The 19,739-nt window shown below is 68.8% G+C and carries 12 protein-coding genes and 1 tRNA gene; 12 read left to right on the forward strand and 1 reads right to left on the reverse strand.

Features of this window, described 5'->3' with window-relative positions; translation table 11 throughout:
- The first annotated feature begins 138 nt into the window (after positions 1 to 138).
- The 10 genes from AC1PLR_RS09025 to folE2 all read left to right on the forward strand — a co-directional run bounded on the left by AC1PLR_RS09025 (position 139) and on the right by folE2 (position 17,471).
- Positions 139 to 1,101, forward strand: coding sequence for a LysR substrate-binding domain-containing protein (locus AC1PLR_RS09025; RefSeq protein WP_481103320.1), 963 nt, complete (start codon positions 139 to 141; stop codon positions 1,099 to 1,101).
- Positions 1,102 to 1,464: 363 nt separating this feature from the next.
- Entirely contained in the window at positions 1,465 to 4,317 is a 2,853-nt protein-coding gene (locus AC1PLR_RS09030) for a TonB-dependent receptor (protein ID WP_481103565.1), read from the forward strand.
- Positions 4,318 to 4,402: 85 nt separating this feature from the next.
- On the forward strand, positions 4,403 to 6,337 hold the full coding sequence (locus tag AC1PLR_RS09035) for a sialate O-acetylesterase (protein ID WP_481103321.1): 1,935 nt from the start codon (positions 4,403 to 4,405) through the stop codon (positions 6,335 to 6,337).
- 17 nt (positions 6,338 to 6,354) lie between these two features.
- Positions 6,355 to 8,040, forward strand: a complete 1,686-nt coding sequence (locus AC1PLR_RS09040) for a DUF5597 domain-containing protein (RefSeq protein WP_481103322.1) — start codon at positions 6,355 to 6,357, stop codon at positions 8,038 to 8,040.
- A 53-nt stretch (positions 8,041 to 8,093) separates the two neighbouring features.
- Entirely contained in the window at positions 8,094 to 10,976 is a 2,883-nt protein-coding gene (locus AC1PLR_RS09045; RefSeq protein ID WP_481103323.1) for a TIM-barrel domain-containing protein, read from the forward strand.
- Positions 10,977 to 11,502: 526 nt separating this feature from the next.
- A complete protein-coding gene (locus AC1PLR_RS09050; RefSeq protein ID WP_481103324.1) occupies positions 11,503 to 11,679 on the forward strand; it encodes a hypothetical protein in 177 nt (58 codons plus the stop codon).
- Between the two features lie 37 nt (positions 11,680 to 11,716).
- Entirely contained in the window at positions 11,717 to 13,210 is a 1,494-nt protein-coding gene (xylB, locus tag AC1PLR_RS09055; RefSeq protein ID WP_481103325.1) for a xylulokinase, read from the forward strand.
- 34 nt (positions 13,211 to 13,244) lie between these two features.
- Positions 13,245 to 14,585, forward strand: coding sequence for a xylose isomerase (xylA, locus tag AC1PLR_RS09060; protein ID WP_481103326.1), 1,341 nt, complete (start codon positions 13,245 to 13,247; stop codon positions 14,583 to 14,585).
- A gap of 91 nt (positions 14,586 to 14,676) precedes the next feature.
- Complete coding sequence (locus AC1PLR_RS09065; protein ID WP_267096561.1) at positions 14,677 to 16,104, forward strand: sugar porter family MFS transporter; 1,428 nt, start codon at positions 14,677 to 14,679, stop codon at positions 16,102 to 16,104.
- A gap of 431 nt (positions 16,105 to 16,535) precedes the next feature.
- Positions 16,536 to 17,471 carry a GTP cyclohydrolase FolE2 gene (gene folE2 / locus AC1PLR_RS09070; protein ID WP_481103566.1) on the forward strand — a complete coding sequence of 312 codons (936 nt, stop codon included), beginning with the start codon at positions 16,536 to 16,538 and terminating at the stop codon, positions 17,469 to 17,471.
- 224 nt (positions 17,472 to 17,695) lie between these two features.
- Here the strand turns inward: folE2 and AC1PLR_RS09075 are convergent.
- A tRNA-Glu gene (locus tag AC1PLR_RS09075) sits at positions 17,696 to 17,770 on the reverse strand.
- A gap of 30 nt (positions 17,771 to 17,800) precedes the next feature.
- Here AC1PLR_RS09075 and pcnB point away from each other — a divergent pair.
- Positions 17,801 to 19,219, forward strand: coding sequence for a polynucleotide adenylyltransferase PcnB (pcnB, locus tag AC1PLR_RS09080; RefSeq protein WP_295911571.1), 1,419 nt, complete (start codon positions 17,801 to 17,803; stop codon positions 19,217 to 19,219).
- On the forward strand, positions 19,216 to 19,725 hold the full coding sequence (gene folK, locus AC1PLR_RS09085; RefSeq protein WP_481103327.1) for a 2-amino-4-hydroxy-6-hydroxymethyldihydropteridine diphosphokinase: 510 nt from the start codon (positions 19,216 to 19,218) through the stop codon (positions 19,723 to 19,725). Before pcnB ends, folK begins: the two co-directional genes overlap by 4 nt.
- Positions 19,726 to 19,739: the final 14 nt, after the last annotated feature.

Raw genomic sequence — 19,739 nt, forward strand, 5'->3', positions numbered from 1 at the left:
CCCGACGAACGGCGGCGCCGGCGGGGGCGCGATGGACCGTAGCCTGCGCGCGTGAGCTATGCTCTGCAAATGAAATTTTAGGCATATTCTATTCCGCCGCCGAATAGGCGGTTTCGCCTTCCAGGACGCCTGCCCACGATGAATGCTTCCGCCAATCCCTGGTTCAACGCCGCGCGCCTGAAGACCCGGCATCTGTTGCTGCTGCTGCAGTTGCACGAGCACCGTTCGGTGCTGCGCGCCGCCGAGGCGGCCAGCATGACCCAGCCGGCGGCGTCCAAGTTGCTGGCGGAAATGGAGGACCTGCTGGGCGTGAAGCTGTTCGAGCGCCACGCGCGCGGGGTCGAGCCGACCTGGTACGGTCAGGTGCTGATCCGCCGCGCGCGTGCGGCGATGTCGGAGATCGGCCGCGCCCAGGAAGAGATCGCGGCGCTGTGCGAGGGGCGCATGGGCCAGGTCTCGATCGGCACCGTGGTCAACCCGGGCACCAATCTGGTGCCGCAGGCGATCGCCGAGGTCAAGCGCGAGTTCCCCGGCATCCTGGTGCGGGTGGAGATGGACTACAGCCGGCCGCTGGTGGCCAAGCTGCTGGACGGCCAGCTCGACATCGTGATCGGGCGCATCCTCGGGCCCTATGGTGCCGAGGCGCTGGAATTCGAGCCGCTGGCCGACGAACCGCACTCGGTGATCGCCCGCGCCGGCCACCCGCTGTCCACCCGCGGCGACCTGCGCCATGCCGACCTGGCCCGCTACGGCTGGGTGCTGCCGCCGGCCGACAGCGTGCTGCGCGCGCGCCTGGACGCGATGTTCCTGGAGCATGCGGTGCCGGCGCCGCAGAACGTCATCGAGACCTCGTCGCTGCCGGTGATGACCAGCCTGCTGCGCGGCAGCGACCTGCTCGCCGCGCTGCCGGCCGAGGCGGTGGCGCCGTATGTGCAGGCCAAGCTGCTGACGGTGTTGCCGATCACGCTGGGCGTGCGCATGGAGTCCTTCGGCATCGTGCGTCGCCGCGACTATCTGCTGCCGCCGGGCGCCGAACGCGTCTTGCTGGCGTTACGCAATGCCGCCAAGCGGCTGTATCCCGAACGCGCGGCCGGCCTCTGAACGTCATCGCTGGCGTTGTCATGCCGCCAGTGGACGATTTCGTAGACATGCCGTGGTGTGCATCCCGCTAGTCTGGAATCGCATAGCTGGGCGTGAAATTTTCATTTGCGTCACGCGGAGTGCATTTCTAGTCTCGGCCGATCGCGGTGGCGGCGCGCATGCCTGACGGTAGCAGCGCCACCCGATACGGCGAAGGCCTCGGCCGTGCCGTCACAACTCGCAGGACGGCGCCCTGGCGCGACCGTCACCCGTGTCTGTGTGCATGTCTCCTGGGAGGGAAACAGCATGGCATCGCAGCATCCCCGTGGTCCGGCCTGGCCGACCGCAGCGTCGCGCCGTCGCCGCGTTTTGCCGTATTCGCTCATCGCGCTGAGCATCGGCGTGTTGCTCAGCGCACAGGCGCTGGCGCAGGACGCCGAACCTGCCGCCAAACAGCCTGCCGCCAAGCAGAGCGATCCGGTCCAGCTCGATGCGGTCGAGGTCAAGGGCGTGCGGGCGAGCCTGATCAAGTCGCAGTCGATCAAGCACGACGCCGAGCAGATCGTCGACGCGGTCAGCGCCGAGGACATCGGCGCGCTGCCGGACCGCAGCGTCACCGAGACCCTGCAGCGGGTCAGCGGCGTGACCATCGATCACTTCATGGCGCGCAACGACCCGGACCACTTCTCGGCCGAAGGCAGCGGGGTGATGATCCGCGGCATGACCCAGGTGCGCGGCGAACTCAACGGCCGCGACAGCTTCAGCGCCGCCAGCGGACGCGGGCTCAGCTTCGAGGACGTGCCCGCCGAACTGATGGCCGGCGTGGACGTGTACAAGAACCCCTCGGCGGAGATCATCGAAGGCGGCCTCGGCGGCACGGTCAACCTGCGCACGCGCATGCCGTTCGATCAGCCCGGCCGCGTGGTGGGCTTCACCGCCGACGTCAACTACGGCGACCTGAGCAAGACCTACAAGCCCTCGGGCTCGTTCCTGTTCAGCGATCGCTGGAACACCGGCCTGGGCGAGATGGGCTTCATGCTCGATGTGGCGCATTCGGAACTGGCCACGCGCAGCGACGGCATCCAGGTGGAACCGTTCGTGCGCCGCACCGATCCCGCATTGCTGGCCGGCACCAGCTTCGAGAAGGTCTACGTGCCCGGTGGCGTCAACTGGCGCCAGCTGGAGTTCGAACGCAAGCGCAAGGGCGTGGCGGCCGCCTTCCAGTGGCGGCCCAGCGACGCCACCGACCTCTACGTTCAATACCTGCGCTCGTCCTACGGCATGAACTGGCAGGAGCGCGCGGCGTTCTTCAACGACGACACCAATGCGATCGCGCCGGCGCCTGGCACCACCTTCACCTACGACGACGCAGGCCGTTTCGTCAGCGGCTCGCCGGTGTCAAGTTCCTGGCGCGGCAATGTCACCGGCAACGACGGTGTGCGCTTCTACACCGACAACCGCTATGCTCGGCAGAGCACCACCACCTCCGATCTGTCCGGCGGCTTCACTCATCGCCTGACCGACCGGCTGACCGTGCGCGGCGACATGCAACTGGTGCAGTCGCAGAGCGACACCCTGGACTTCACCCTGTTCAGCTCGATCTATCTGCCGGGCCTGAGCTTCGACCTCAGCGGCAAGTACCCTGCGGTGACCCTGGCCGACCCGAGCTACACCGCCGACCCCTCCAACTACTTCTGGAGCGCGGCGATGGATCACCTGGCGAAGAACCGTGGTCGCGAACTGGCCACGCGCTTCGACCTGGAGTACAGCTACGACGACAACCCGTGGCTGCGCACCTTCCGTGCCGGCATCCGCGCCACCGACCGCACCCAGACCAACAAGAATTCCGGCTACAACTGGGGCGTGATCAGCGACAACTGGGCGACCATCCCCGGCACCGCCACCGGCCTGGCCGACCTGGCCAGCTACATGACCGCGTCCTCGTCGCTGTATTCCTTTTCGAACCTGCTGCGCGGCAAGGTGCGCGTGCCCAACAACCTGTATTTCCCGCGCAACAGCGCGGTCAAGGACTACGCCGGCACCTCGGCGCTGATCGAGCAGATCGTCGCGCTGCGCGGTTATGGCTGGGCGCCGGACCAGTATCAGTTGCAGGACACCAACCGCCAGTTCGAACGCACCCAGGCCGCGTACATGGTGATGTACTTCGGCAACGACACCGCGCTGGGCGTGCCGGTGGACGGCAACATCGGCGTGCGTGTGGTGCAGACCAAAACCGAGGCAGTTGGCTATGGCCAGTATCCAGACCTGTCCGCCAGCTCGACCTCGGAGGACCTCAAGTCCCAGTACTACGGGCAGTACTTCCAGAACAATGCGCAGGGCCGTTACACCGACGTGCTGCCGAGCCTGAACCTGCGCTTCAAGTTCTCCGATGCGCTGCAGCTGCGCCTGGCCGCGTCCAAGGCGATGGCGCGGCCGGACTACACGCAGTTGCAGCCGTACCTGCTGTTGGCCACGACCTTGAACGGCAACGGATCGCCCAAGGAATGGACCGGCACCGCCGGCAATCCCAACCTCAAGCCGATGAAGGCCGACCAGTACGACGCCGCGCTGGAGTGGTACTTCGACAGCAGCGACATGATGTACGTGACGCTGTTCTACAAGAGCGTCAAGGACTACTTCTCCAACCAGACCGTCACCGAGAACTACGGCGGCCAGGACTTCCTGGTGACGCGCCCGTACAACATGGACAAGGGCCGCATCCGCGGCTTCGAGTACGGCTACACCCAGTTCTTCGATTCGCTGCCGGGCTGGATGAGCGGCTTTGGCGTCAATGCCAACTTCACCTTCGTCGACAGTAGCGGCGGGGTGAACACGGCCACCGATCCGTACACCAAGACCACCGTGACCGGCGTGGCGCTGCCGCTTGAAGGCCTGTCGCGGCGCAGCTACAACCTCGCCGGCATCTACGAGAAGGGCCCGCTGTCGGTGCGCCTGGCCTACAACTGGCGCTCGCGCTACCTGCTGACCGCCAGCGACGTGTCGACCAAGCTGCCGACCTGGGCGGACGACTACGGCCAGCTCGACGGCTCGGTGTTCTATCGGTTCACGCCGCACCTGCAACTGGGCATCCAGGCCAACAACATCACCAATTCGCTCACCAAGGTGTTGATGGGGCCGACGTCCTACGACGGCGGCGAAGTCGACAATCACCTGTACACGCGCAGCTGGTTCGTCAACGATCGTCGCTACTCGCTGGTGCTGCGCGCCAACTGGTAGGCGCGCAGCAATCTCCGACGCGCGGTCCGCCTGCGGCGAGGCGGGTGGCTGCCGCCGGCTTTTCCTCCCGACGCAGGAACCGCTCATGGCAAGACCGCTGCATCCCACCGTTCGCCTGGCGCTGCTGGCGCTGGCGTTCGCGTCATGGCCAGCCGCGGCGGAACTGCAATTGCCGTTGCTGTTGGCCGACGGCGCCGTCCTGCAGCGCGATGCGCCGATCCCGGTGTGGGGCTGGGCCACGCCTGGCGCACGCATCCAGGCGCGCCTGGACGGTGCCAGCGCCAGTGCGGTCGCAGGCCGCGATGGCCGCTGGCAACTGCAGTTGCCGGCGCATGCGGCCGGTGGCCCGTACGTGCTGGACGTGCAGGGCGACGGCAGCCAGCACCACATCGGCGACGTGCTGATCGGCGACGTGTGGCTGGCCAGCGGCCAGTCCAACATGGAGTGGCCGCTGGCGCAGGCGCGCGACGGCGCACGCGAAGTGGCGGCAGCGACGGATCCGCAACTGCGCACCTTCAAGGTGCCCAAGGCCTGGGCGGCGCAGCCGCAGCCGCGGCTGCCCGGCGGCAGTTGGGTCGCGGCGACGCCGGCCACTGCCGGCGCCTTCTCGGCAGTGGCGTATTTCTTCGCGCGCGAGCTGCGCCAGCGCACCGGCGTGCCGATCGGCATCATCGACAGCACCTGGGGCGGCAGCGCGATCGAGGCCTGGATGGACGCGGCCTCGCCGGGCGTGGACGCGGCGCAGGTGCGCACGCGCATCGCGCAGATGCAGGCCAAGGACGCACAGGACCTTGGCGAGACCCGGCGGCGCCTGGCGCGCTGGCCACAGCCGACCACCGCAGATGCGGATGCCGGCTGGGCGGCCGCCGATCTGGACGACCGCGACTGGGACCGCCAGCCGCTGCCGGGGGTGTGGGAACAGCATGGCTACGTCGGCATGGACGGCGTCGCCTGGTACCGCAGCACTTTCACCCTCAGTGCAGCCGAAGCCAAGGCCGGCGCCGTCGTGGGCATCGGTCCGGTCGACGATGCCGACACCACCTACGTCAATGGCGTGGAGGTCGGCCACACCGAAGGGCGCTACACCGAACCGCGCCGCTACCGGGTGCCGCCGGCAGCGCTGCGCGCCGGCGTCAACCACGTCGCGATCCGCATCCTGGATACCGGCGGCTTCGGCGGCATTCCCGGCGATGCGGCGGCGTTCTTCATGCAGCCCGACGGCGGTCGGCCGCGCTCGCTGGCCGGCGACTGGCAGTTCCGCCCGGGCAAGGTCACGCTGGCCGCCAACGACGACAAGAACCAGGTCCCGACGCTGCTGTACAACGCGATGATCCATCCCTTGCAGCCGTTCCCGGTCAAGGGCGTGATCTGGTACCAGGGCGAGAGCAACGCCTACCCGTATGGCGCGCTGCGCTACCGGGAGCAGTTCGCGTCGCTGATCGGGCGCTGGCGGCAGGAGCGCGGACAGCCGCAGCTGCCGTTCCTGTGGGTACAACTGGCCAACTGGAAGGCCGGCAACGACCAGGGCGACCTGAGCCCATGGGCGCAACTGCGCGAATCGCAGACCAGGACGCTGGCGCTGCCGGCCACCGGGCAGGCGGTGACCATCGACATCGGCACGCCGGACAACATCCATCCCCCCAACAAGCAGGACGTGGGGCATCGCCTGGCGCTGGTCGCACGCCACGTGGCCTACGGCGAAACCCTGGTCTACAGCGCGCCGGTGTTCGCGCGCGCCACGTTCGCCGATGGCCAGGCACGGGTGATGTTCGACCTGATGGGCAGCACCCTGGCGGTGCGCGGCGGCGGCACTGTGGTGCGTGGCTTCGCCCTGGCCGGCGCCGATCGCCACTTCCATCCGGCACAGGCACGGATCGAGGGCGACCAGGTGGTGGTCCGCAGCGACGCGGTGCCGCAGCCGCAGGCAGTGCGCTACGCCTGGAGCGAAAACCCCGAGGACGCCAACCTGGTCAACCGCGAGCAGTTGCCGGTGGGTCCGTTCCGCAGCGACGACTGGTGAGGCAGGGCATCGGCCGCATGCGAAGAACCGGATCGCCGTCGCGCGCGTTGCGCACCGCGTGGCGGCTGCCTGTCCTGCTGTCGCTGCTGCTGAGCGCCTGCCGGGCCGCGTCGGATGCGCCGTCGGCGGATGCGCACACGCCTGCTGCCGCGACATCGGCGCCGGCCCAGGCACCGATCCCGCGCGTGGTGAGCACCGACGGTCGGCATGCCTTGTTGGTCGACGGCGCGCCGTTCCTGATCCTCGGCGCGCAGGTCAACAACTCCAGCAACTATCCGGCGGCGCTGGTGCAGGTGTGGCCGGCGATCCGCGCGCTGGGGCCGAACACGGTGCAGGTGCCGGTCGCCTGGGAGCAGGTGGAACCGGAAGAGGGCCGCTTCGATTTCTCCTTCGTCGATACCCTGCTGGCGCAGGCGCGCACGCAACGGGTGCGGCTGGTGCTGCTGTGGTTCGGTACCTGGAAGAACAACGGCCCCAACTACGCGCCGCATTGGGTCAAGACCGACGATGCGCGCTTCCCGCGCGTGGTCACGCGCGATGGGCGACGCCTGGGTTCGCTGTCGCCGCTGGCGCCGGCCACGCTGCAGGCCGACCGCACCGCCTTCGTTGCCTTCATGCGGCATCTGCGCCAGACCGATCCGCAGCGCACGGTGATCATGGTGCAGGCCGAGAACGAGCCGGGTACCTACGGCAGTGCGCGCGATTTCTCGCCGCTGGCGCAGCGCGTGTTCGACGGCCCGGTGCCGCAGGCGTTGCTGCAGCGGCTCGGCAAGTCGCCGGGCAGCTGGGCGCAGGTGTTCGGCGCCGATGCCGACGAGATCTTCCATGCCTGGCACATCGCGCACTTCATCGACCGCGTCGCCGAGGCCGGCAAGGCCGCGTATCCCTTGCCGATCTACGTCAATGCGGCGTTGCGCGGCCCGTTCAATCCGGGCCAGCCCGGGCAGTATGCCAGCGGCGGCCCCACCGACAACGTGCTGGACGTGTGGAAGGCGGCGGCGCCGCACATCGACCTGCTGGCGCCGGACATCTACATGCCCGAGTATCCGCTGTACACCACGGTGCTGCAGCGCTACGCGCGCCCCGACAACGCGCTGTTCGTCGCCGAGACCGGCAACCGCCCCGAGTACGCGCGCTACCTGTATCCGGCGCTGGGCCACGACGGCATCGGCTGGTCGACCTTCGGCATCGACTACAGCGGCTACTCCAACTATCCGCTCGGCGCCAAGCGCGTGGACGCACAGGCGCTGGCGCCGTTCGCGCTGGGCTATCGCGCGGTGGGCATGGGCATGCGCGTGTTCGCCCGCGCCGCGGCCGCCGGCAAGCTGCACGGCACCGCCGAGGCGCCGGGCCAGGCGGTGCAGGAACTGCCGCTCAACGCGCGCTGGAGCGCCACCGTCACCTACGGCGTGCCGCAGTTCTGGTTCCAGGGCGAGCCGCCCGGCAATCCCGCGCCGATCGGCGCGGCGCTGATCGCCGAACTCGGCCCGGACACCTTCCTGATCACCGCCCAGCATGCGCGGGTGACCCTGCATCCGGCCAGCGCCGCGACCGCCAACATGCTCTACGACCGGGTCGAGGAGGGCGTGTACGACGGCGAGCAGTGGCGGTTCCGGCGCAACTGGAACGGCGACCAGACCGATTACGGACTCAACTTTTCCGACGTGCCGCAATTGCTGCGCGTCACCCTGGCGACCTATTGACGACGCGGCGGCGCCAGACGCGCCGTGCCGCGTGACTTTCCAAGGGAGTGAACATGCACCACGCCAACCGTTGCCTGCCGTCTTCGTTGCCACGCCTGTTGGCGCTGGCGTTGCTCACGGTCGCCGCGTCCGCTGCCGCGCAGCAGGTGACCCGCGATGCCGAGGGCATCATCGTGCATCCCAGCGCCAGGGGCGCGGCGCCGGTACGCCTGCAGGTGATCGACCGCGGCATCGTCCGGGTCAGCGCCGATCCCACCGGCGCGTTCCAGCGCACACCGAGCCTGATGCGGGTGCCGGTGCAGGGCGACACCGGCTTTACGCTGGAGCAGCGCGGCGACACGGTGCAGCTAAAGACCGCGCGGATGACCGCGCAGGTGTCCACCGTCGATGGCCATGTCGGCTTCACCGATGCGCAGGGCACGCCGCTACTGGCGGAAGTGGCGGGCGGGCGCAGCTTCGCGCCGTTGCAGGTCGAGGGCCGCCACTACCTGAGCCTGCGCCAGCGCTTCGTCTCGCCGCCAGACGAGGCCTTCTACGGGTTCGGCCAGCACCAGCAGGGCTGGATGAACCAGAAGGGCCACGATATCGAGCTGCTGCAGAGCAATCTCGACATGGCGGTGCCGTACCTGGTGTCCAGCCGCAACTACGGCATCCTGTGGGACAACAACGCGATCACCCGCTTTGGCGATCCGCGCGGGCTGCAGCCGCTGCCGGCGACACTGCGCCTGTACGACGCGCACGGCAAGCCCGGTGCGCTGACCGCGCATTACGCGATCGACGGCAAGCCGGTGCTGGAGCGTCGCGAAGCCGACATCGACTATCAGTACATCAAGGACCTGGCGAAATTCCCCGCCGCGGCCAAGCCCGGCGATAAGCGCCGCATGCAGGTGCGCTGGGAAGGCCAGATCGAGGCCGAGCGCGGCGGCACGCATACCTTCTCGCTCTACGCCAGCGAATACGCCAGGCTGTGGGTCGACGGCAAGCTGCTGGTCGACCGCTGGCGGCAGAGCTGGAACCCCTGGCACCACGAGTTCGCGCTGCAGCTGCAGCCCGGCCAGCGGCATATCCTCAAGGTCGAATGGGACCTGATCGATCCCAGCTACATCGCGCTGCTGCATCGCGACCCGCTGCCGGCGGCCGAAGCCGGCGACCTGTCGCTGTGGTCCGAAGCGGGGCAGATGATCGACTACTACGTCGTCGCCGGCGACAACGCCGACCAGGTCATCGCCGGCTACCGCACGCTGACCGGCAAGGCGGTGTTGCTGCCGAAGTGGGCCTACGGCTTCTGGCAGAGCCGCGAGCGCTACAAGACCCAGGACGAACTGCTCGGCGCGCTGGCCGAGTACCGCCGCCGGCAATTGCCGATCGACAACATCGTGCTCGACTGGTCGTACTGGCCGGAGAACGCCTGGGGCTCGCACGCCTTCGACCGCGCGCGCTTTCCGGATCCTGACGGCATGGTCAAGGCGGTGCACGCCAGCCACGCGCAACTGATGATCTCGGTCTGGCCGAAGTTCTACCCGAGCACCGCCCACTACAAGGAACTGGACGCGGCCGGGCACATCTACCGGCGCAACGTCGAGGTCGGCGAACTGGACTGGATCGGCAAGGGCTACACCAACGCGTTCTACGACCCGTATGCGGCCGATGCGCAGGCGATCTACTGGCGGCAGATCGACGAGACGCTCAACCGCAAGGGCATCGATGCCTGGTGGCTGGATGCCGACGAGCCCGATGTGCATTCCAACCTGGACATCGCCGAGCGCAAGGCGCGCACCACCCCGACCGCGCTGGGGCCTTCCACCGAGTTCTTCAATTCCTACCCGTTGCCGCACACCCACGGTGTCTATGTTGGCGACCGCGCCGCCGACGGCAAGCGCGTGTTCATCCTCTCGCGCAAGGGCTACGCCGGCATCCAGCGCAACGCCGTGGCGGTATGGAGCGGCGACATCGCCTCGCGCTGGGAGGACATGCGCGAGCAGATCTCCGCCGGCGTCAACCTGTCGATGTCGGGCCTGCCGAACTGGACCTTCGACATCGGTGGCTTCGCCGTGGAGAAGCGCTACGAAAGCCAGGACCCGGCGCACCTGCCCGAGTGGCGCGAACTCAACACGCGCTGGTTCCAGTTCGGCGCCTTCGTGCCGCTGTTCCGCTCGCACGGCCAGTTCCCGTACCGCGAGATCTGGAACATCGCGCCGGAAGGCACGCCGTACTACGCCAGCATGGCCTACTACAGCCGCCTGCGCTACGCGCTGCTGCCCTACATCTACACGCTCGCCGGCGACACCTATCACCACGACGGGGTGATGATGCGCGGCCTGCCGATGGACTTCCCGCACGACCCCAAGGTCGCCGACATCGACGACGAGTACCTGTTCGGCCCGGCGTTCCTGGTGGCGCCGGTGACCCGCTTCGGTGCGACCTCGCGCCAGGTCTACCTGCCGGCCGGTACCGACTGGATCGACTTCAACAGCGGCGCGCGCCACGCCGGTGGCCAGACCATCGACGCCGCCGCGCCGCTGCAGCGCATGCCGCTGTTCGTGCGCGCCGGCGCCATCGTGCCGATGACCCAAGTGCAGCAGTACGTCGACCAGATCCCGGACGCGCCGCTGACCGTGGTGGTCTATACCGGCGCCGACGGCCGCTTCTCGCTGTACGAGGACGACGGCACCGGCTACGGCTACGAGAAGGGCGAGTTCAGCCGCATCCCGTTGCAGTGGGACCAGGCCAGCGGCGTGTTGCGCATCGGCGCGCGCGAGGGGCGTTGGCCGGGCATGCAGGACCGGCGCACCATCCATGTGCGCTTCGTCGATGGCCCACGCGACGATGCCGGCGCACTCGAACCCGCCGCCGACGCCAGCGTGGAGTACCGCGGCCAACCCCTGGAGGTGCCGCGCAAGGGGAGCAGCCATGCCGTCGCGGCGCGGGCCGGATGAGCCTGGCGCGAGGCGAGATGCTGCCAACGTCGGTTGCCGCTTGCTGGCGGTCGTGGCGTGCTGGCTGGTTTGCGATGCAGCGAAACATGCGCGCTACGCCCGTACCCTCATCCGCCCCTGCGGGGCACCTTCTCCCAATGGGAGAAGGGAAGCATGTTCGCTGGCGAAGCCGCGATCGTGACGGCGGCAAAGAAGCAGGCACGGCGTGCTTGAGCCCCTCTCCCCTCGGGAGAGGGGTTGGGGTGAGGGTACGGAGCGAAGCGCTTCATCTGCTCCCTGGGGTACTTCCCCCGATGAGGGCCATGGTCCAGGGGAAGAAGGATGCATCGAATTTGCAACGGTGCAACATGCTCGCGCCTTGCGCGCAGGCTTGATGCAGTGCATCAAGATGGTGCCGTGTGTAGACACATCCTGCGCACAGTCGAGACCGCACCAGTCGCCATCGTGCCGCGCATGCGACGGGCCATCGCTGCCTGCAATGACATCCATTGGCTCGATCCGTGTCCTGCTTCTGCAGGCGTTGACCATGAATTGGCTGCAGGACGGCCGGATCCATTGCGTGCGCACGCCATCGCTCGGATCGCCCTGGCGGAGCGCGACGCGCAGCGTCATCATGCGCCGCTGCGTGATGCATGCGGTGCGCACTACACTCGGCGTCACGGCGGGCGGTCCCCGCACGCCGGCCTTTCTCCTGGAGCGATGATGGAACTGGGTGTGTGCACGATGTGGCGGGTAGGGCAATGAGTCTGTACATCGGTCTGGACGTGGGCACGCAGAGCGTCAAGCTGCTCGCCTACGATGCCGACAGCCGGCAGGTGGTGGCCACCCACGGCCACGCGCTGGACCTGATCAGCCGCGACGACGGCACCCGCGAGCAGCAGGCGCAGTGGTGGATCGACGGCATCGTCGCCTGCTTCGCCGCGTTGAGTGCCGAACAACGTGCGCAGGTGCGGGCCATCGCGGTGTCCGGGCAGCAGCACGGCTTCGTGCCGCTGGATGCGCAGGGCCAGGTCACCGCGCCGGTGAAGCTGTGGTGCGACACCAGCACCCAGCGCGAGTGCGAGGAGATCATGGAGGCGGTCGGCGGCGCGCAGCGCTGCGTGGAACTGGCCGGCAACCCGATCCTGGCCGGCTACACCGCCTCCAAGCTGCCGTGGACGCGCAAGCATCGTCCTGATGCCTATGCCGCGATGACCTCGCTGCTGCTGCCGCACGACTACGTCAACTTCTGGCTCACCGGCGAGCGCTACGCCGAGGTCGGCGATGCCTCCGGCAGCGGTTGGCTGGACGTGCGCACCCGGCAGTGGTCGGCACCACTGCTGCAGGCGATCGATCCGCAGCGCGACCTGGCCGCGGCGCTGCCGCCGCTGGTGCCGACCGAAAGCAGCTTCCGCTTGTCCGCCGCCGCGGCGCAGACGCTGGGCCTGCCGCGCGAGGTCCGCGTGGCCACCGGCGGCGGCGACAACATGATGGCGGCGATCGGCACCGGCAACGTGGTGCCGGGACGCCTGAGCATGAGCCTGGGCACCTCCGGCACCCTGTTCGCCTACGCCGAACGCCCGGTGGTGGACCCGGACGCTCGCTGGGCCGCGTTCTGCTCTTCCAGCGGCGGTTGGCTGCCACTGATCTGCACCATGAATTGCACGGTGGCCACCGAGACCATCGCGCGCCTGTTCGGCATCAAGACCGGGCAGGGCGAGGCCTTGCTCGCCGCCACCGCGCCCGGTGCGGACGGATTGGTGCTGCTGCCGTTCTTCAACGGCGAACGCACCCCGAACCTGCCGGCCGCGCGCGGCTGCCTGACCGGCATGGACCTGCACAACACCACGCCGGCGCATTTCTATCGCGCGGCGATGGAGGGCGCCAGCTACAGCCTGCGCAACGGTTTCGACGCCTTCGTCGACGCCGGGCTGCAGTTCGATGCCATCTCCCTCACCGGCGGCGGCAGCAACAGCGCCGGCTGGCGCCAGCTCATCGCCGACCTGTTCGGGCTGCCGGTGCACGTGCCGGCGCAGGCCGAGGGTGCGGCGTTCGGCGCCGCGCTGCAGGCGCTGTGGGCCGACGGCTGGGCGCAGGGCGAGCGCGCCAGCCTGGCCGAGGTGGTGCTGCAGCACCAGCAGGACGACCCGGCGCGGTCCGCGCAGCCGGATGCGCAACGCGGCGCGCAGTACCAGGCGCACTACCAGAGCTTCCAGCGGCATCTGCAGGCCATCGGCCCGCTGTACGCCGCGTGATTCCCTTTCCCCCGCAACGCACCAGGACTTCGTGATGAGCACTTCCGTCTACACCGGCGCCAAGGAATATTTCCCGGGCATCGGCCGCATTCCGTTCGAAGGCAAGGCCTCGGACAATCCGCTGGCGTTCAAGGTCTACGACGCCGGCAAGCGCATCGGCGACAAGACCATGGCCGAGCACCTGCGCTTCGCCGTGGCCTACTGGCACAGCTTCTGCGGCAACGGCGCCGATCCGTTCGGCCCCGGCACCCGCGCCTATCCCTGGGATGCCGGCAGCGATGCGCTGGGCCGCGCCGAGGCCAAGGCCGATGCCGCGTTCGAGTTCTTCACCAAGCTCGGCGTGCCGTACTACTGCTTCCACGACGTCGATCTGGCGCCGGACGCGGAGGACATCGGCCAGTACGAAAAGAACCTCAAGCACATGGTCGGCATCGCCAGGCAGCGCCAGGCCGACACCGGCGTCAAGCTGCTGTGGGGCACCGCCAACCTGTTCTCGCATCCGCGCTACATGAACGGCGCGGCGACCAATCCGGACTTCGACGTGGTCGCGCGCGCGGCGGTGCAGGTCAAGGCCGCGCTGGAAGCGACGGTGGAACTGGGCGGCGAGAACTACGTGTTCTGGGGCGGCCGCGAAGGCTACGCCTGCCTGCACAACACGCAGATGCGGCGCGAGCAGGAGCACCTGGCGCGGTTCCTGACCCTGGCCCGCGACTACGGGCGCAGCATCGGCTTCAAGGGCAATTTCCTGATCGAGCCCAAGCCGATGGAGCCGATGAAGCACCAGTACGACTTCGACAGCGCCACCGTGGTCGGCTTCCTGCGCCAGCACGGCCTGGACCAGGACTTCAAGCTCAACATCGAGGCCAACCACGCCACCCTGTCCGGGCACAGCTTCGAGCACGACCTGCAAGTGGCCAGCGATGCCGGCCTGCTCGGCAGCATCGATGCCAACCGCGGCAATCCGCAGAACGGTTGGGACACCGACCAGTTCCCGGTCGATCTCTACGACACCGTGGGCGCGATGCTGGTGGTGCTGCGGCAGGGCGGGCTGGCCCCGGGCGGACTCAACTTCGACGCCAAGGTGCGCCGCGAGTCGTCCGATCCGCAGGATCTGTTCATCGCCCACATCGGCGGCATGGACGCGTTCGCGCGCGGCCTGGAGGTCGCGCACGCGTTGCTCACCGCCTCGCCGCTGGAGCAGTGGCGCCGCGAGCGCTACGCCAGCTTCGACAGCGGTGCCGGTGCGGCCTTCGCCGCCGGCAAGAGCACGCTGGCCGACCTGGCCACGCATGCCGCGCAGGCCGGCGAGCCGACCCAGCGCAGCGGCCGCCAGGAAGCCTACGAGAACCTGATCAACCAGTACCTGCTGCGCTGAACCGGTGCGCGGCGGCGGCCCGATGCCGCCGCCGCGCACGCTGCTTCCCGCGCGCCGGCCGTCTTCCTCTTGCACGCCACCAGGTGAACCCATGTCCAGTGTTCCGATCGATCGCCACGCCGACGCCGGCGAGAACACCCGCCTCATCATCCTGATCAGTTGCGTCGCCACCATCGGCGGCTTCCTGTTCGGTTTCGACAGCGGGGTCATCAACGGTACTGTCGATGGCCTCAAGCAGACCTTCCATTCCAGCGCGGCGGGTACCGGCTTCGAGGTGGCGTCGATGTTGCTGGGCTGCGCGGTCGGCGCGTTCTTCGCCGGTTGGCTGGCCGACCGGCTGGGACGGCGGGCGGTGCTGATCATTTCCGCGGTGCTGTTCCTGCTGTCCGCGCTGGGCGCTGGCGCTTCGCACAGTTCCGGATTCTTCATCTTCGCGCGGATGATGGGCGGCTTCGCGGTGGGCGCGGCCAGCGTGATGTCGCCGGCCTACATCGCCGAGGTTGCCCCGGCGCGTTACCGTGGGCGCCTGGCGACCGTGCAACAGATCGCCATCATCAGCGGACTGTTCTGCGCTTTCCTCAGCAACTATTTGCTGGTCAAGCTGGCCAGTGCCTCGACCGAGCCCTTGTGGCTGGGCCAGGCCGCGTGGCGCTGGATGTTCTGGATGCAGGCGTTCCCGTCTCTGCTGTTCCTGCTGTTGTTGCTGGCGATCCCGGAGAGCCCGCGCTACCTGGTGGTCAAGGGCCGCCGCGACGACGCCTTGGCCGTGCTCGGCAAGCTCTACGGGCCGCGCGAAGCCCAGGCCAAGCTCACCGAAATTTCCGCGTCGCTGTCGGCGGACCAGCACAAGCCGCGCCTGTCGGATCTGGTCAGCCGGGTCACCGGCAAGGTCCGCCCGATCGTGTGGATCGGCATCGGTCTGGCCACCTTCCAGCAACTGGTCGGCATCAATGTGGTCTTCTATTACGGTGCGGTGCTGTGGCAATCGGTGGGTTTCTCCGAAAGCGACGCGCTGAAGACCAGCGTCGTCAACGGCGGCCTCAGCATCGGCGCTTGCCTGATCACCGTGATGCTGATCGACAAGATCGGGCGCAAGCCGCTGCTGTGGATCGGCTCGGCCGGCATGGCCGTGTCGTTGGCGCTGGTCACGCTAGCCTTCGCCAGCGCCTCGCTGGACGCGGCCGGCAAGCTGGCGATGTCGCCGGGCATGGGCCGTTTGGCGTTGGTTGCCGTGAACGTCTATGTGGTGTTCTTCAACATGTCCTGGGGCCCGGTGATGTGGGTCATGCTGGGCGAGATGTTCCCCAACCAGATCCGTGGCTCCGGGCTGGCGGTGGCCGGTGCGGCGCAGTGGATGTCCAACTTCGCCATCACCGTGACCTTCCCGATCCTGCTCGGCAGTATCGGCCTGGCCGGCGCCTACGGCATCTACACCGTGGCCGCGTTCGTCTCGGTGTTCTTCGTGCTCAAGTACGTCCACGAGACCAGGGGCCGCGAACTGGAACAGATGCAGGGTTGATGCCGATGCGCACGCGCACGCGGTGCGCGTGCCGCGCCCGGAGCGATGTGTCTGCAGCGAGCGGCTGAAGGCATTGCCGGATCGGCGACGCCGCTGCGCGTGCCGTACCCTCACCCCAACCCCTCTCCCGGTGGGAGAGGGGCTTTGGCCTCTCCCTTCTCCCACCGGGACCATGGCCCCCTTTTCGGGGGAAGGTGCCCCGCAGGGGCGGATGAGGGTCCGGGCGAATCCTTGCGAGCAGATCCGCGCAGCCCATAGACGTTCATTGATGTCTTCCCGCCGATGGTGCTGGGCACCCCCAGCGGCTGAGGTGTGCGATCGATGGTCCCGTAGGCGTGCGTTTGTTGTGTTACTTTATAACAATAGTCGCTCTGATCTCGCTTGCCTTTCCCCGCTCCCTTGCCGCTCCCGTCGATCCGATGAACCTGCAGATCCCCTCGCCATTGCCCGATGTCGCCGCCGACGAACCTTCGCAGATCGCCGCTCCCCTGAATTGGGTGGGCATGGACGGCATCGCGCTGCCGATCTGTCTGGAGGTGGGCGAGGGCGCACCTGCGGCACCCGTGCCGGCGCAGGCCGCGCTCGCCGTCGACCTGCCGTCGGCGCAGGTCAAGGGCATTCATATGTCGCGGCTGTACCGCCTCCTCGACGAGAGCGCGCAGCAGCCGCTGTCGCCGTCGCGGCTGTCGCAGTTGCTGCGGGCGATGGTGCACAGCCATGCCGACTGCGCCTCGACCGCGGCACGGGTGTCGCTGCGCCTGGAACTGCTGCGTCGCAGCCCGGCGCTGCGCAGTCCGGGGCTGGCCGGCTGGCGGGCGTATCCGCTGCGGATCGACGCCGAGCTGCGCGGCGGCGTGGTCCGCCTGGGGCTGGGCGTGGAGTTGTTGTATTCCTCGACCTGCCCATGCTCGGCGGCGCTGGCGCGGCAACTGCTCAGCGAGGCGTTCGTGCAGCAGCACGCGGACCAGGCCTCGGTCCCGCGCGAGGCGGTTGCGGACTGGCTGCTCCGGCACGGCAGCCATGCCACCCCGCATAGCCAGCGCAGCGTGGCCTCGGTGCGGGTCGGCGTGTCGGCCCGCGCGGTGCGCTTCGACGCCGAGGGAGTGATCGTGCTGGCCGAGCAGGCCCTGGCCACGCCGGTGCAGGCGGCGGTGCGCCGCGCCGACGAACAGGCGTTCGCGCGCCGCAACGGCGAGAACCTGATGTACGTGGAGGACGCCGCGCGGCGCCTGCAGCAGGCGCTGGGTGTGCGCTACGCCGACGTACAGGTGCAGGTGCGGCATCTGGAAAGCCTGCATGCGCACGATGCGCTGGCAGAGACCGCGTCGGCGCCGGTCGCCATCGCGGCGGGGGCGGCGAGCCACTGACCCGTCACGGGCAGGCCCTGCGGCGACCTGCCATGGGTGCTGCCAGCTCTCGCGCGCCTGGGCGATCGCCGCGCTGGGGCGCCTGGGCGTTTGCCTCCGCTTGATAGAGGGCGACCTGCGCCTGCGCCACCCAGGATGCGGCGTTGCCGATCGCCGGCCCCAGAACGCAAAAAACCCCGCCAAGGCGGGGTTTCTGCTGTGTCGCGCTGCAGGCGAGGCGAGGATGGCGCTCCCTAGGGGACTCGAACCCCTGTTTTAGCCTTGAGAGGGCCACGTCCTAACCACTAGACGAAGGGAGCGTTTGGTCGCGTCGATTGCAGCGCGCTAGTATATGGGTCTCGCCGCCCTTCGGCAATCCCGCAACCCGATACGGAAGCGCCATCATCAATCCGCCAGTTCCATCGCCATTCACCCTGCGCGCGATCCCGCGCGATCAGCACCCCATCTCGCGCAAGGACATCAGCCCCAACGCCCTGCGCGTGCTGTACCGGCTGCGCGAGGCCGGCTTCGGCGCGTACCTGGTCGGCGGCGCGGTCCGCGACCTGCTGGTCCAGGTCCAGCCCAAGGACTTCGACGTCGCCACCGACGCCACGCCCGAGCAGGTCAAGCAGCTGTTCCGCAACTGCCGCCTGATCGGCCGCCGCTTCCGCCTGGCGCACGTGGTCTATGGCCGCGAGATCATCGAGGTGGCCACCTTCCGCGCCAACGTCGACGACGGCAGCGGCGACCGCGAGGTGGACAACGGCCGCCTGGTCCGCGACAACGTCTACGGCAGCATCGAGGACGATGCGGTGCGCCGCGACTTCACCTGCAACGCCTTGTACTACGCCATCGAGGACTTTTCGGTGCGCGACTACGTCGGCGGCTTCGAGGACGTGCAGGCGCGGCTGATGAAGCTGATCGGCGACCCGGAGCAGCGCTACCGCGAAGACCCGGTGCGCATGCTGCGTGCGGTGCGCCTGGCGGCCAAGCTCGATTTCGAGATCGAGGCCGGTACCGCCGAGCCGATCCCGCGCCTGGCCGGGCTGCTGGCCGAGGCCGCCCCGGCGCGGCTGTTCGAGGAAGTGCTCAAGCTGTTCCTGTCCGGCCACGGCGTGGCCAGCTTCGAGGGCCTGGAGCGGCACGGGCTGCTCGCCGCGCTGTTCCCGGAGAGCGCGGCGGCGCTGCGCTCCAACCGCAGCGGCGCATTGCGGCGGATGCTGATCGAGGGCCTGCGCAACACCGACAACCGCGTCGCCAACGACGAGCCGGTATCGCCGGCGTTCCTGTTCGCGCTGCTGCTGTGGCCGGCCTATTGCCGTGCGTTGATGACCCTGCAGAAGCAGGGCATGCAGATGGAGGAGGCGCAACGCCGCGCCGCCGACCGGGTGACCCTGCACCAACTGAGCACCGTGGCGCTGCCGCGGCGCTTCTCGCTGCCGATGCAGGAGATCTGGCTGCTGCAGTCGCGCTTCACCTCGCGCCAGCGCAAGCGGGTGATGCGCACGCTCTCGCACCCGCGCTTCCGCGCCGCGTTCGATTTCCTGATCGTGCGCCAGTCGGCCTCGGACGAGCATGCGGCCGACATCGCCTACTGGCGCGAGTTGCAGCAGCAGCCCGGCTATGCGCCGCCGCCGCGCGGCTTCGATCCGGAGGTGGATTACGCCGGCGACGAGCTGGCCTTTGCGCCGCCGGCCGACAGCGAAGAGACGCCCAAGCGCCGCCGGCGCCGGCGGCGCCGTCCGGACGCCGCCACGCCCGTCGAGTGAGCGCCGCGACACCTGCGCCGGTCCAGGCCTGCATCGGCCTGGGCGGCAACCTCGGCGACGCTGCTGCGACCCTGCGCGCGGCCCTGGCCGCGCTCGACACCCTGCCGCAGACCCGCCTGCTGCGCGCCTCGCAGCTGTACCGCAGCCCGGCCTGGGGCCGCGAGGACCAGCCGGACTTCATCAACGCCGCGGCGCTGGTGAGCACCGCCTTGTCGGCGCCGGACCTGCTGCAGGCGCTGCTGGACCTGGAACACCGCCACGGCCGCCAGCGCCTGCCCGGCGAACGCTGGGGCCCGCGCACCCTGGACCTGGATCTGCTGCTGTACGCGCAGGCCGTGATCGACCTGCCCGGGCTGCAGGTGCCGCATCCGTTCCTGCACCAGCGCGCCTTCGTGCTGCTGCCGCTGGCCGAGATCGCCGCCGACGCGGTGATTCCGGGGCATGGAACGGTGCGTGACGTACGCGACCGCATCGAAACCGGCGGGATCGCGCCAATCGGTAGATAATGCTCGGCTCATTA

This window comes from Xanthomonas sp. NCPPB 3570 (assembly GCF_056725115.1).